We start from the raw sequence: 14500 nt of genomic DNA, 5'->3' as shown, positions 1-14500 counted from the left end.
CATTACTCATCGAGGTTTGGCGAGCTTCACGGCCGAAACTCGTGAGAGGTTCGAGGTCACTCACGACTCTCATGTCTCTCAGTTGGCATCGCCGAGTTTCGACGCTTCCATCTTCGAGTTGACGATGGCATTCAGCGCCTCGGCGCAAGTCGTGATCGTTCCGCCTGCTGTGTACGGTGGCGCCGAATTGGCCGATGTTTTCCGGCGCGAGCAGGTCACTCATGCCACCATTACACCGACCGCGCTGGCGGCGTTGGGTGACAACGGTTTCGAGGCGCTCCGTGTTCTCGATCTGGTGGGCGAGGCCTGCCCGCCGGAGGTCGTCGCGCAATGGGCGCCGGGTCGGAGGCTGCACAACGGCTACGGCCCGACTGAAACCACCGTGCAGGCGAGCGTCAGCGATTCGATGAAACCCGGTGCGGGAGTGAATATCGGCTCGCCGGCAGTGGGCTTCGGCTTCCTGGTGCTGGACGAGCGTTTGCAGCCCGTCCCGGTGGGCGTGCCGGGGGAGTTGTACATCATCGGTCCAGGTATGGCACGTGGGTACCATAATCGGGCGTCGCTCACGTCGGAACGATTTGTCGCGTGCTCGTACGGGTCGCCGGGGCGCCGGATGTACCGCACCGGAGATGTCGTGCGTTGGCGTGAATCCGGCGGTGACAGTGCCAAAATCGTTGGCTCCGGCGATGGAGTGCATCACACGCTCGAATACATCGGGCGCAGCGACTTCCAGGTCAAGGTCCGTGGTTTTCGGATCGAACTCGGGGAAATCGATGCAGTTCTCTCACGCCATCCGTCGGTGGACTTCGCCGCGACTGTCGGCCACACGGGACCGTCGGGTGAAACGGTCCTGGTGTCGTACGTGCGTGCGTCAGCTGCCGACGCCACCGGCACTGACGAGATACGGGCGTACGCAGCCGACCGACTACCCTCGCACATGGTTCCGTCGGCAGTGGTGCTTCTCGAGCGGATTCCGATGACACCGGTGGGCAAGCTCGACCGAAAGGCCTTACCGGAACCCGAATTCGGTTCGGCTGCAGCCGAGTTCCGCGAGCCGGTCACCGACACCGAGCGTGCCGTGGTCGACTCGTTCGTCGAGGTTCTGGGTGTCAGCCGGGTGAGCACTACCGACAGCTTCTTCGACCTGGGCGGGTCCTCCCTGGTGGCCACCCGAATCGTCAGCGCACTGCACTCTCGTTTCCAACGGAGAATCCCGCTTCAGTGGATGTTCCTCGACCCGACACCCGCTGGAATCGCTCGACGCCTCGACATGCCGACAGCCGACGCCGGTATGGAAGAGCTTCTCGCCGTGGTTGTTCCACTGCGGACGAAAGGGACTGGGCGACCGCTGTTCTGTGTGCACCCCGGTATCGGCCTGTCCTGGGGGTACGCCGGCTTGGTGCGGTATCTGCCCGAGGACCGACCGGTGTACGGACTTCAGCTCCCCGCACTCAGCGACGACGGTGACTATCAGTCGATCGAACAGTTAGCCCATCGCTACGTCGAAGAGATGGAGGCCGTTTCGCCGGACGGGCCGTACGACTTGCTCGGTTGGTCCCTCGGCGGAGTCATCGCGCACGCCATGGCCGTCGAATTGCAATCGTCCGGCCGCGACGTCGCCACACTGGCGATGATGGACAGCTACCCCGACAACGGCGATGCCCCTGCGTCAGCCGAACTCGACGTCCGAGACCTACTGCGAGGACTCGGCCTCGAACCCCAGACCGACCGAGATCTGACCTTCGACGAGGCGGCGGCCGTGTTGGCCCGGAGGCTCGGGCCCGAGACGGGAGTCGACGGTCGGGACCTCGAACGGATTGCCCGAGGGTACGAGACTTCACAGAGAATCACGCACCAGTTCGTTCCCCAGGTCTACGAAGGAGATCTGCTGATCTTCCTGGCATCCGGAGAAGACGACACAATTCCGCGCGACAGGTCGCCGCAGGAATGGAGCCCACTCGTGACGGGCCGGATCGTGGAGGTGCCCGTGCGCTGCGAACACAACGAGATGATCGAACCTCCGGCCATGGCGGTCATCGGACCGGAGCTCGCCCGGGTGCTCTCGATGTTTTCCGGATACTCCGAACGGGCATGACAACTTCAAGCCACCAAGCCGCACGCCCGCGAAGCGAGCGCCACCGAGCTGTTGCCGGGCACCGCAATCGAGCACGAGGAGCGGCAATGAGAAGAATCGGACGTACTCGGGCAATGCTTGTCGTCGCACTCGTCGCGTGGACGGGACTGTTCGGCGAAGCAGCGTTGGCCTCGGCTGACCCGGCCCCGACATCCCCTTCAGGCGGTTCAGCTCTCGATCACGTCGAGGAGATCAACGCCCGTCAGCTGACTATGTACGTCTACTCGGCTGCGATGGACAAGGTGATTCCGCTCGAGGTGATTCGGCCGGCAGACACGAGTGCGCCCCGGCCGACCCTCTATCTACTCAATGGCGCCGGCGGAGGCGAGGACACGGCGACGTGGCAGACACGGACAGACGTCGTCGACTTCTTCGGCGACAAGAACGTCAACGTCGTCAACCCGATCGGCGGTGCCTACAGCTACTACACCGACTGGGAGAAGCCCGATCCTGTTCTCGGACTGAACAAGTGGACCACATTTCTCACCCAGGAGTTGCCACCGATCGTCGATGCCACGCTCGGGACTACGGGTACGAATGCCGTTGCCGGATTGTCGATGGCAGGTACCTCGGTTCTGAGCCTGGCCGAGGCGGCGCCATCCGTTTACCGTGCCGTCGGTGCTTTCAGCGGGTGTGCCGAGACGAGTACTCAACCCGGTCAGGACTACGTGAGATTCGTGGTCGGATTCCGCGGCGGCAACGTGGACAACATGTGGGGTCCTCCCGGCGGTCCGGGCTGGGTAGCCAACGATCCTGTGGTCAACGCCGAGAGATTGCGGGGGGTCGACCTCTACATCAGCAATGGATCGGGCCGAGAATCTGGGCGGACCGATGGTCAACGGCGACCTCGGCGTTCTGGCGAACCAGGTGATCGTGGGTGGAGTCATCGAGGCCGGGACGAACCAGTGCACCCAGCGTTTGGCCGAGCGGCTCGACTCCTTGGGCATCCCGGCCACCTATGATTTCCGGGCAACTGGCACTCACTCTTGGGGTTACTGGCAGGACGATCTTCACAACTCGTGGTCGATGATTGCCGCGTCGATCGGTGCGCGTTAGCCGGCGAACCCTGGGGTCGGTGGCTGAGTTGTTTCTCACTCCGGGACACTCTTGCCGAACCTAGCCGACCGAACTGCAGGTCAGCGGCGTTATAGTCGCCTCATGAGTTCAGAAACACTCGCTCCCCTCGACACCGACGTACTTGCGCGCAGGTTTGCGTGCCTGGGTGATCCGACGCGGCTGCGAGTGCTCCGACTTGCTGCCGGCGGTCCGATCGACGTCGACACGATTGCACACGCCGCATCACTCGAGCCGTCGGCGTTGAGTGCCCACCTCGAGGCCTTGATCGAGGTCGGTTTTGTCGAGGCTTCGGTGCGTGAAGGCACTTCGGTTGTCAGTGTTGCCGGAACGGCATACTCCGATCTGATGGCAGCGGCCGCCGTCGTGGCTGCTCGTGGTCCGGTCGAAGACACACTGGGAGTTCTTCCCGATGACGTGGTGGTGCGCCGCATGGAATCCGGCGACTGGGATGCCGTCCGCTCGATCTACCGCGAAGGAATCGACACCGGAACCGCGACGTTCACCACCTCGGTGCCATCCGCCGAGAAGCTCGACGCGCAATGGTTACCCGATCATCGATGGGTGGCCGAGATCGACGGCCGCGTCGAAGGCTGGGCGAGCCTCAGCCCGGTGTCCTCGCGAGACTGCTACCGCGGGGTCGCCGAGAACTCCATCTACATCGGTAGCGGCGCTCGCGGGCGCGGCGTGGGCAAGCTGCTGCTTCGCCGACAGGTGCAAGCCGCCGACGCCAGTGAGATCTGGACAGTGCAGTCGTCGATTTTCCCGGAGAACCGGGCAAGCGTCGCCTTGCATCAGGCCGTCGGATTCCGAGTCGTCGGCACTCGGTCGCGTATCGCTCAACTGGGTGGGCGGTGGCGTGACACGTTGTTCCTCGAACGTCGCAGCGAGGACGCTGACATCTGAGAAGAGACGCTCAGCCCTTGGCAGCGCTGATTCCCGCGCGTCGCCCGTAGAAGCTGCCGTCTCCGAGGGACGTTCCGGAGGCATACCCTCCAGCGCAGACACCGGCGGTGCATCGTCCAGCGGCAAACAGACCCGGGATCGGTTCGCCGGAGACGTGCATGACCTCCGAGTTGATCGACGTGCGCAGACCGCCGAGCGTGAAACCGGCGGTGAAATTGCGAAGATCGAGCGCAGCGACGGGTGAGCCGATCGGCTTGACCCACTCCTTCTTCTTTCCCAGTACCGGGTCCTCACCACGCGCGGCGTGGCGGTTGTAGACCTCTACGGTCGACTGGAGGGTGCCTTCCGGCAGACCCATGTCGGATTCGAGTTCCTCGACGGTCTCGGCCACCCACTTGGGCTGGAATCTGAAGAACGGTGTGGAACTGTCGGCGGCGCAGCCCTCTTCGTAGGAAGCTTCGTCGATGATCAGGTAGGCCTGATTCTCGTTGCGCAGCAGCGTCTCCTGGCCGATTCGTCCCGGGTACGTGTCCTCGTTGACGTAGCGCTGGCCGCGTCCGTTGACGAGAATGCCGCGGATCATCAACTGGGGGTCGCCGAAGAATGCGACCTCGGTGGCGTCCATGTGCGCGAGGTCGGCCCCGAGAGCCTGCGCCATCTGGATGGACTTTCCGTCGTGCTCTTCGATAGCCGCACCGGGGCGCCCGATCAGCCGTGGGGCGTACGACTGGATCATCGCTTCGTTGTAGGCGAAGCTTCCCGTCGCCAGTACGACACCCGTGCGTGCTCGAACTGCCACTTCCTTGCCGTACTGCTTGGCGATGATGCCGACCACTCGATCTCCGTCGACGACCAGGCGCTGGACTCGCATGTCGTATTCTGCTCGTACGCCGAGGCTTTCGGCTGTCTCGATCAGTGGCTTCATCAACATGAAACCACCGCCCTTCTCCCCGGTGCGCTTGCCGCTCATCTGTGGAACGTGCCCGCGAGGGGCCGGTGTCGCGATCGTGTTGAACGGTGCCGAGTTCTCGCCGCCGGAATACATGAGTCCGTCGTCGAAGGGTGTTTCCCAGCCGGGTTGGCCGTAGAAACTCTTCTTGAACGGCACACCGTTGTCGACGAGCCAGTTGTAGTGCTCGACGCTGCCTTCGCAGTAGTCGGTGATCTTCTCCTCGTCGGCGCCGGGACCGAGTGCGGCCATCATGAACGATTTCATGTTGGCGGGGGAGTCCTCGAACCCGAGTGCCTGCTGCAACGGGGTCCCGCCGCCCAGATAGATGAATCCGCCTGCCAGCGCCGCAGCGCCGCCCCAGCCGCTCGTGCGCTCGAGCACCAACACGTCGGCGCCCGCTCGCGCGGCCTCGATCGAAGCACTCACTCCGGCAATGCCGTAGCCGGCGACGACGACGTCAGCCTCGAAGTGCCACTGCTCGATGTTTGCGGAGGACTGCGGACGGATTGAGCTGGCCTCGGCCATGGATTCGGATCCTTCGTTCTTCTGGTTGGTTGGTGGGGGAATCGGTGGGTGTGATCGATGCCCTGATGGCAGTATCTCGACCGAAAGTCAGTCGGTGTCCGTTTTCGCGGAATCGGCCGCGGCCTTCTCCTTGGCGCGCGCGGCTTTACGTCTGTCGGCCTTCACGGCGATCAGCGCATTGTTGAGCCCGGTGGCCAGCGGCCAGCCGACGTAGTGGCACAGGAAGATTGCGGCCTCTTCGAACTGCTGCTCGGTCAACTCCTCGTTGTGGAGAGCAGCGTTGATCTGGATCTTCGCCACATCGTTCTGCCCCTGGGCGGTGATGGCACCGATCAGGAGTAGTCGTCGATCACGTACCGACAGTCCCGGTCGCGTCCAGATGTCGGCAAAGAGGTGGTCGGCGGTGACCGCGAAGAAGTCGCCGGGAACGTCGGCGGGAAGCTCCCAGCCGTACACCTCGTTCATCTTCGCGACGCCACGAGCACGGGCCTCGGAGATGCGGCTTTCGTCGGTTCCACCGGCATCGGTCATGTGAGTGGTGTCGGTCATGCGTGCTCCCGAGTAGTAGATGCCGTCGAAGGTTCGGCCGGCCTGTCTTCGCTGTCATTCCCGACGCCCAGACCGGCACCGAGTCCGGCGAGCGCAAGGTGCGCGAGCGGCAGGTCGAGATTCAGCCGATCACCGAGGTCGATGGCCAAGGCCAAGTCCTTCTCCCCGAGATTGCGAACATGCCGCAGTATCGAGAACCACGGGTCGTCCTCCGAGACCGGTGCGGTGGTGTCGCGGAGCATGATCGCGCCCGCGCCACCGGTGATCGCATCGGTGTGCCTGACGACCTTTCCGAGCGTGCGGAGATCGAGTCCTGCTGCTTCGGCGAGTCGCGCGGCCTCGGTCGTGGCGGTGAACGAGACGAAGTGAAGAAGGTTGCGTGCGAGCTTCATTCGCGTTCCCGCGCCGACGTCACCGGCGTGAACCACCAGCTCGGCCCAGGATCCGAAGGGCTCGCGGACGGCTCCGAACGCCTCGTCGGAGCCGCCGATCATCACTGCCAGCCTGCCCTGCGCTGCGCCGCCGGCACCGCCACTGATCGGCGCGTCGACCAGCAGAACACCACGCTGTTGACAGATGTCAGCGAGTTCCACCGCCGTGGTGTCCGAGATAGTGGAGTGAATCGCGACGACAGTGCCTGGCTGTGCGGTCGACAGAATCCCGTGCAGCCCGCACACAACCTCGCGTACCTGCGCGTCGTCGAGCACCGTGACGGAGATGATGCTCGCCTGCGCTGCAACGTCGGCGGGCGTCGATGCTGCGCTCGCGCCCGCAGCGGTGAACGGTTCGAGCGCTTCTGCGCGGGCATCACACACCACCAGTCCGCCCGGCCAGTCCAGGAGGCGCTGCGCCATCGGCGCGCCCATGTTGCCTAGGCCGATGTATCCCAGTCTGGTTTTCGAAGCGCTGGCTTTCGGCGCCGATTCCGTCATGACCGGTACACCTGGCCTCCGTCGACGTTGAAGATCTGCCCGGTCACCCAGCCTGCGTCGTCGGAGAGAAGGAACAGGCACATGCCGACGAGATCCTCCGGCGTTCCCATGCGCTGCAACGGGATTCGCTTCACCATGTCCTTGACGATGTTGCCGGGGGTGACGGTTCGAGTCGCCTCCGTGTCGATGGGACCGGGAGCGATGGCGTTGATCCGGATGTTCGACCAGCCGAGTTCGGTCGCGAGTTGTTGTGTCAGGCTGTTGACACCGGCTTTCGCGAGTCCGTAGTAGTTCGAGTACAGCCAGGCTGCTGTGGAGGACTGGTTGACGATCGAACCGCCCTTCGCTCGCATATGAGGTACGACCGCCCGGCACACGTGCAGTGCGCCGTCCATGTTGACGCTCATGAACTTTCGGTAGTAGTCCCAGTCCACCGTCAACAGGGAATCGATCTTCATTCCGCCGTAGATGGCAGCGTTGTTCACCAGATGCTCGATGCTGCCGAACTGCTCGATCGTGAAGTCGGCAAGTGCCGCAGTCGACTCCCCGTCGGCGACGTCGACGTCCTTGAACACGGCACTTCCACCGTCTGCCGTGATCTGCTTGGCGACAGCTTCACCGAGTTCGCGATTGAGGTCCGCCACGACCACGTTGGCCCCCTCCGCGGCCAGAGCGCGGGCATACGCCTCTCCGATACCCTGCGCTGCTCCGGTGACTATCGCGGTGCGACCGTCGAAACGTCCCATGTCGACCTACTTTCGTGGTGATGATCCTGTGGTGAGGGTGTGGAATGTCAGGAAGGTGAAGCGACGAGCTTGGTTTCGAGGTATTCCTCGAAACCCGCGAGGCCCATTTCGCGGCCGATCCCGGATTGTTTGTAGCCGCCGAACGGTGCGTCGGCCGAATACCAGACGCCGCCGTTGACGCTCAGCGTTCCGGTTCTGACACCGGCAACGACGTGCGCGACGCGATCGGGATCGGTGCCCCACACCGACCCGGACAGGCCGTAGGGGGAATCGTTGGCAATCCGGATAGCGTCGTCGTCGTTGTCGTACGGAAGGATCACGAGGACGGGCCCGAAAATCTCCTCCTGCGCTACGCGAGACGAGTTGTCCAGCCCGGCAATGAGAGTGGGTTCGACGAAGAAACCCCTCTCGCGATCGTCGGGACGGCCCCCACCCGTCACGATCGTGCCGCCCTCTTCGACCGCGAGGGTGAGGTAGCTCTCCACCCTGGCGCGCTGGCGCGCCGAGATGACCGGGCCACACACCGTTCCGCGCGCGCTGGGGTCGCCGGCTCGGATACCCGCCATCGCGGCAGATGCCGCGGCCAGAGCATCGTCGTACCGAGCGCGCGGCACCAGAAGTCTGGTACTGAGCGCGCATCCCTGACCGGCATGAACGCAGACGGAGAACGCGGCAACCGAGCATGCACCTTTGATGTCCGCATCGTCGAGGACGATGAATGCGGACTTACCCCCGAGTTCGAGGAAGACCTTCTTGAGAGTTTGCGCGGCCGTGGCCATCACTGTGCGTCCGGTGGCGGTGGAACCGGTGAAGGACACGAGATCGACGCGCGGATCGCTGCACAGCTGCGCGCCTAGGGAGTGATCCGTCGACGTCACGACGTTGACTACGCCGGCCGGGATCTCGGTCTCTTCTGCAATCACCTTGGCGACCAGCGCGGCGCACCAGGGCGTGTCCGGCGCGGGTTTGAGAACGATGGTGTTGCCGGCTGCGAGGGCGGGACCGAGCTTGGCGAAATTGATCTGGTGCGGAAAGTTCCACGGTGTGATTGCGCCGACGACGCCGACGGCTTCCTTGAGAAGTCGGCGATGGGTCGGAATCCCCATGGGAGACGCGTGCCCGAGATCTTGTTCCCACGAATAGGTTTCGATCAGATCGGCCCAGTAGCGAAGATCTTCGATCGGGCCTTCGAGCTGCGGACCGCTCGTCAGCATGACCGGTGCGCCGACCTCGGCGACGGTGATCTCACGCAACTCCTCGATGTGGGACTGGAGTGCATCGCACAGTTGGCGCAGGCAGTGAGCGCGAAACCCGTGATCGCGTGCCCATTCGGTGTCGTCGAACGCACGGCGCGCAGCGGCGATGGCCGCGTCCATGTCCGCGGCGGTGCCTTCGGCCGCACGGCCGATCAGTTCCTCGGTCGCCGGGTTGAAAACTTCGAAGGTTCCGCCGGATCCGGGAACCAGCTTTCCGTCGACGAGAAGTGCAGAACTGTCTGCGGGTCGAAGCGTCATAGCGCAAACCCTCTCTTTCTGGACATGTGTCTGGACTCTAGTTCACACTTGTGGTTGAGGCAATGCTTTTTGGGGCATAAGAGATTTCGAGAGCCCAGCGGTCTCGAGAGGGTCTCGGATCTGCTTCGACGAAAAGCGCCTCGTGTCCGGTGCGGCGCCGCTACGGTTCACCGCACATTCACAACCACGTCTTCACATCCACAGGAGAGAGGTCGAAATGAACAGAGTTGACGGAAAAGTGGTGTTGGTGACCGGCGCTGCTCGAGGTCAGGGGCGCAGTCACGCCGTCCGTCTCGCGCAGGAGGGCGCGCACATCATCGCCTTCGATCTGTGCGCAGACATCGCCAGCAACGAATACCCGCTCGCCAGTCCAGCCGATCTGGAGGAAACCGCTCGCCTGGTGAAAGAGGCCGGGCAGCAGGTGGTGACGGCGCGTGTCGACGTCCGTGATCGCGCCGGACTCGAAACAGCACTTGCCGAGGCGGTAGGGCAGTTGGGCGGATTGCATGTCGTCGTGGCGAACGCCGGTATCTGTCCGCTGGGCAAACACGTGTCGACCGCCGGTTTCGTCGACGCCTTCGATGTGAACTTTCTCGGTGTTGTCAATACAGTGCACGCGTCGATGGAATACCTCGGCGAAGGGGGTTCGATCATCGCGATCGGCTCTGTTGCCGGTCTGGTGCCGCAGACCGGATTCAACGGGCAACAGGCGCTCCAGGGTCCGGGTGGCGACGGATACGGCCTGGCCAAGAAGCTGATTCAGGCCTACACCAGTTCGTTGGCGCTGACCCTCGGGCCGAGTTCCATTCGCGTCAACGCGATTCATCCGACCAATGTGAACACCGACATGTTGCAGAGCATGCCGATGTACCGGACGTTCCGTCCCGACCTCGAGAATCCGACCGCCGAGGATGCGGCTGTGACGTTCCCGTTCATGCAGGCGATGCCGACCCCGTGGGTCGAACCCGCGGACATCTCGCATGCAGTCGTGTACCTGTCCTCGGACGAGTCGCGATTCGTCACCGGCCAGCAACTGCGCGTGGACGCTGGTGCCGGGATGAAGATCGGTCTGTAGTAGAACTTTTCGCGTCGCTGCTGCCTGTTCGTGGTGAATTTTCCAAGTTTCCCCATTTCGTTGCCCTGGACAGGACGCTGTAGTAACGTCCAGACACGTGTCCAGCAAACGGGGCGATTCAAGTGGCGGGGGATCGATTGTCTACGAATCCACTCGCAGGCGCCTCACGGGCAAACAGGCGGAAACTGTGGCCAGGCTTGCCGAAGCAACAGTGAAAGTTCTACGCAAACAAGAGTTTTCCGGACTGACTGTCCGTTCGGTTGCGGCCGAAGCGGGCGTAGGAACTGCGACCGCCTACACGTATTTCGCGTCCAAGGAGCATCTCGTCGCAGAGGTTTTCTGGCGAAGACTTCAGAACTCGTCGGCGCCTGATGGCTCAGGGTTGGATCGCACCGCGCACGTGCTGTCTGTACTTCGAAATATCGCGCTGCTTCTCGCGGACGAACCGGAGGTATCGGCCGCCGTGACCAATGCACTGCTCGGATCCGACCCTGAAGTGGAACATCTTCGCGGCCGGATCGGGCTCGAGATCCATCAACGACTCGCCTCGGCGTTGGATCCGAATGGCGAACCCGAAGTGTTGGAAGCGCTCGAAATGCTTTATGCCGGGGCGCTTCTGCGGGCAGGGATCGGCTACGGAACCTACGCGCAAATCGCTGGACGCCTCGAGGCCTCAGCTCTACTGATCCTGGAGAAATCATGACAGAAGCTTTGATCGATCCGGTGGTCTTCAATCCGTACGACTACCACTTTCACGACGATCCGTATCCGACGTACAAGCGTCTGCGCGAAGAATCACCCCTGTATCACAATCCGGACGTGGGCTTTTGGGCATTGTCGCGATATGCGGACGTGGTCGACGGATTCAAGGACAACAAGCGTCTGTCGAGCGCAAACGGAGTATCACTCGACCCCGCTGCATACGGTCCACACGCGCATTACGTGATGTCGTTTCTCGCTATGGATGATCCCCGCCATATGCGGTTGCGCCAGTTGGTTTCTCGCGGATTCACACCGCGGCGTGTTGCGGAGCTCGACGCCCGGATACTCGAACTGACGAAGCAACATCTGATACCCGCGCTGGGCGCGGGGGAGTTCGACTGGATTACGGAGGTGGCGGGAAAGCTGCCGATGGACGTCATCTCCGAACTCATGGGTGTCCCCGAACCCGACCGAGCCGAACTGCGGCGCAAGGCGGATCTGGTGGTGCATCGAGAGGCGGGTGTTCTCGACGTGCCGCAACCTGCGGTGGAGGCTTCGATCAGTTTGATGGGCTACTACAAGGAGATGATCGCGCAGCGTCGCCGATCGCGGACGGACGATCTGACCTCGGCCTTGCTCGACGCCGAGATCGACGGAGACAAGCTTTCGGACCAGGAGATCCTCGGATTCATGTTTCTGATGGTCGTGGCCGGAAACGAGACCACGACCAAGCTTCTCGGAAACGCTCTGTACTGGGGTTCGCACCACCGCGAGCAGATCGCACCGGTCCTCGACGATCCCGAACGAGCCTCGGAATGGGTGGAAGAGACTCTTCGCTACGACACGTCGAGTCAGATCGTGGCTCGGACTTCGGTTGTCGACCTCGAATACCACGGGCGCACGATTCCGGCGGGGGAGAAGGTCCTGCTCCTGATCGGATCGGCCAACCGAGACGCCGACGTCTTCGACGATGCCGACAGCTTCCAGATCGGCCGGAGTTCGTCGGGCAAACTCGCGAGTTTCGGTGGTGGCGTGCACTTCTGCCTCGGTGCCCACCTTGCCAAGCTCGAAGCCAAGATCGCCCTGGCGGAGTTCGGGCGTCGGGTCAGCGACTACGAAGTCGTCGAGTCCGGAATCGAGCGTGTTCATTCGACAAATGTCCGGGGCTTTGCGGCCCTGCCGGTGAAAGTGCAGGTGCGCTGATGCCTCGTTTCGAACCCAATCCTGTTCGCCGGCCGGCACTGATCAGTGGTGCGTCGTCGGGAATCGGCACAGCCACCGCGTATGCCCTGGCCGAACTCGGGCATCCGGTTGCACTCGGTGCGCGTCGAGTCGCCGAATGCGAAGCCATCGCCGAGAAGATCCGCAGCAACGGTGGTGAAGCGTTCGCCCACTTCCTCGACGTCACGGACGGTGATTCGGTCGACGGGTTCGTCTCGGCCGCAGAGGCAGTCCACGGCCCCGCGGAAATCGTCGTCTCCGGTGCCGGAGACCTCGAATTCGGGGCTGCGGACGAGATGAATCCTGAGGCGTTTCTACGGCAGATCCAAGTTCACCTCGTCGGTGCGCAGCGATTGGCGCATCGTGTTCTCCCCGGTATGAGGCAACGACAGCGCGGTGACTTCGTACTGATCGGCTCGGATTGTGCCGAGCGCCAGCGTCCACTCATGGGTGCGTACGACGCAGCGAAGGCCGGGCTCGAGGCAATGGGGCGTCAGATGCGAATGGAGCTCGAGGGAACAGGCATTCGCGCGTCGATCGTGCGACCCGGGCCGACACTGACCGGCATGGGGATGGACACGACGCCGGAGATCATCGGACCGGTCGGGGAATCGTGGAGCAAGTGGGGGTTCGCCCGCCATGGTTACTTTCTGCGCGCCTCGGACATCGCCAATGCCATCGTCGCCGTTGTGTCGGCGCCGCGAGGAGCACACATCGTGCTCGTCGAAGTTCAGCCCGAGGCGCCACTGGACAAACTTCCCACTGCGAACTCACAGGAGACGACATGACGCACGGAGTGCAAGAGACGTCGCGAACACTGCCAGAGCCGCCGCGGGTGTCCGGCGGGGATCTCCCGCACGGGCATCTCGAGGAACTGCGAACCGACCCGATAGCGCTCATGCGCCGGGTGCGTGAGGAATGTGGTGACGTCGGCGCCTTTCAACTTGCCGACCGCACAGTGATCTTGCTGTCCGGAGCCGAGGCAAACGAGTTCTTCTTCCGCTCCACCGACGAGGATCTCGACCAACAAGCGGCTTACCCCTTCATGAAGCCGATATTCGGTGAAGGCGTCGTCTTCGACGCCAGCCCGGAGCGGCGTAAAGAGATGCTGCACAACTCGGCTCTGCGCGGCGAACAGATGCGCGGGCACGCCGCCACGATCGGCCGCGAAGTCGAGGCGATGGTCGCGCAGTGGGGAGACGAAGGCGAGATCGATCTGCTCGACTTCTTCGCCGAGCTGACCATCTATACCTCGTCGGCGTGCCTGATCGGCAAGAAGTTCCGCGACGAACTGGATGATAGCTTCGCCAAGCTGTATCACGAGCTCGAACAGGGAACGGATGCATTGGCTTTCGTGGATCCGTACGCGCCGATCGAGAGTTTCCGCCGCCGCGACGAGGCCCGGTTGGCGTTGGTCGCTCTGGTACAGGACATCATGAACGGGCGCATCGCGAATCCTCCGCAGGGCAAGGATGACCGCGACATGTTGGACGTGTTGGTCTCGGTCAAGGACGAGAACGGCGACCTCCGGTTCAGTGCCGACGAGATCACCGGAATCTTCATCTCGATGATGTTCGCCGGCCACCATACGACTTCCGGCACGGCAGCGTGGTCGCTGATCGAGATGTTGCGGCATCCCGACACCATGACGGACGTCGTCGACGAACTCGACAATCTGTACTCCGACGGCGCCGACATCAGTTTTCATGCCCTGCGCCAGATTCCGGTTCTCGAGGCTGTGGTCAAGGAAACCCTTCGACTGCATCCGCCGTTGATCATCCTGTTGCGGGTGGCACGTGGAGATTTCGAAGTGGGCGGCTTCGAGATCCGAGAGGGCCATCTTGTCGCCGCGACACCCGCGATCTCCAATCGAATCGCCGAGGACTTTCCCCGGCCGGACACCTTCGATCCCGGGAGGTACATCGACCCGAATCAAGAGGACATCGTCAACCGCTGGACGTGGATTCCGTTCGGAGCCGGCCGACATCGCTGCGTCGGCGCTGCGTTCGCCCAGATGCAGCTCAAAGCGATCTTCTCGATCCTGCTGCGGGACTTCGAGTTCGAGATGGCGCAGCCGTCGCAGTCCTACCGAAACGACCACAGCAAGATGGTCGTCCAGTTGCAGCAGCCGTGCGCGGTGAGGTACCGGCGCCGAACACGTCCCGGGCGT

At 63.0% G+C, this 14500-nt stretch carries 12 protein-coding genes and 1 pseudogene; 8 read left to right on the top strand and 5 right to left on the bottom strand.

All coding sequences use genetic code 11. The annotated features are described in order from the left end of the window. The 3 genes and pseudogenes from RWT78_RS21860 to RWT78_RS21850 all read left to right on the top strand — a co-directional run. On the top strand, window positions 1-2095 hold a 2095-nt coding region (locus tag RWT78_RS21860; RefSeq protein WP_314678217.1), incomplete at its 5' end, for an alpha/beta fold hydrolase. An 86-nt stretch (window positions 2096-2181) separates the two neighbouring features. After that, a pseudogene (locus RWT78_RS21855) lies at window positions 2182-3190 on the top strand (alpha/beta hydrolase). A 102-nt stretch (window positions 3191-3292) separates the two neighbouring features. Continuing rightward, window positions 3293-4114, top strand: coding sequence for a GNAT family N-acetyltransferase (locus RWT78_RS21850; RefSeq protein WP_003944042.1), 822 nt, complete (start codon window positions 3293-3295; stop codon window positions 4112-4114). 10 nt (window positions 4115-4124) lie between these two features. On the opposite strand, the gene RWT78_RS21845 is transcribed toward RWT78_RS21850, so the two are convergent. The 5 genes from RWT78_RS21845 to RWT78_RS21825 all read right to left on the bottom strand — a co-directional run bounded on the left by RWT78_RS21845 (window position 4125) and on the right by RWT78_RS21825 (window position 9332). Next, window positions 4125-5591 carry an FAD-dependent oxidoreductase gene (locus tag RWT78_RS21845; protein WP_007728632.1) on the bottom strand — a complete coding sequence of 489 codons (1467 nt, stop codon included), beginning with the start codon at window positions 5589-5591 and terminating at the stop codon, window positions 4125-4127. An 87-nt stretch (window positions 5592-5678) separates the two neighbouring features. After that, window positions 5679-6140 carry a carboxymuconolactone decarboxylase family protein gene (locus RWT78_RS21840; protein ID WP_003944075.1) on the bottom strand — a complete coding sequence of 154 codons (462 nt, stop codon included), beginning with the start codon at window positions 6138-6140 and terminating at the stop codon, window positions 5679-5681. Then, complete coding sequence (locus tag RWT78_RS21835) at window positions 6137-7072, bottom strand: NAD(P)-dependent oxidoreductase (RefSeq protein ID WP_054826475.1); 936 nt, start codon at window positions 7070-7072, stop codon at window positions 6137-6139. The genes RWT78_RS21840 and RWT78_RS21835 overlap by 4 nt, the downstream gene beginning before the upstream one ends. After that, window positions 7069-7818, bottom strand: coding sequence for an SDR family oxidoreductase (locus RWT78_RS21830; protein WP_007728639.1), 750 nt, complete (start codon window positions 7816-7818; stop codon window positions 7069-7071). The genes RWT78_RS21835 and RWT78_RS21830 overlap by 4 nt, the downstream gene beginning before the upstream one ends. A 47-nt stretch (window positions 7819-7865) precedes the next feature. After that, window positions 7866-9332, bottom strand: coding sequence for an aldehyde dehydrogenase (locus RWT78_RS21825; RefSeq protein WP_193595246.1), 1467 nt, complete (start codon window positions 9330-9332; stop codon window positions 7866-7868). Between the two features lie 217 nt (window positions 9333-9549). On the opposite strand from RWT78_RS21825, the gene RWT78_RS21820 reads away from it, so the two are divergent. From RWT78_RS21820 to RWT78_RS21800, 5 genes are all read left to right on the top strand, one after another. Continuing rightward, a complete protein-coding gene (locus RWT78_RS21820) occupies window positions 9550-10407 on the top strand; it encodes a mycofactocin-coupled SDR family oxidoreductase (RefSeq protein WP_007728643.1) in 858 nt (285 codons plus the stop codon). Window positions 10408-10543: 136 nt separating this feature from the next. Beyond that, window positions 10544-11110 (top strand): TetR/AcrR family transcriptional regulator, encoded by a 567-nt coding sequence (locus RWT78_RS21815; RefSeq protein WP_024487471.1) that lies wholly within the window; start codon window positions 10544-10546, stop codon window positions 11108-11110. Continuing rightward, a complete protein-coding gene (locus tag RWT78_RS21810; RefSeq protein WP_314678196.1) occupies window positions 11107-12312 on the top strand; it encodes a cytochrome P450 in 1206 nt (401 codons plus the stop codon). The genes RWT78_RS21815 and RWT78_RS21810 overlap by 4 nt, the downstream gene beginning before the upstream one ends. Beyond that, window positions 12312-13118, top strand: coding sequence for an SDR family oxidoreductase (locus RWT78_RS21805; RefSeq protein ID WP_003944110.1), 807 nt, complete (start codon window positions 12312-12314; stop codon window positions 13116-13118). Before RWT78_RS21810 ends, RWT78_RS21805 begins: the two co-directional genes overlap by 1 nt. Then, a partial coding sequence (locus tag RWT78_RS21800) for a cytochrome P450 (protein WP_314678193.1) occupies window positions 13115-14500 on the top strand: 1386 nt, incomplete at its 3' end. The genes RWT78_RS21805 and RWT78_RS21800, both read left to right, overlap by 4 nt.

It is taken from the genome of uncultured Rhodococcus sp. (assembly GCF_963525155.1).
In the GTDB taxonomy this organism is placed as follows: Bacteria; Actinomycetota; Actinomycetes; order Mycobacteriales; family Mycobacteriaceae; genus Rhodococcus_F; species Rhodococcus_F qingshengii.
This window is presented reverse-complemented; position numbering and strand designations above follow the sequence as displayed.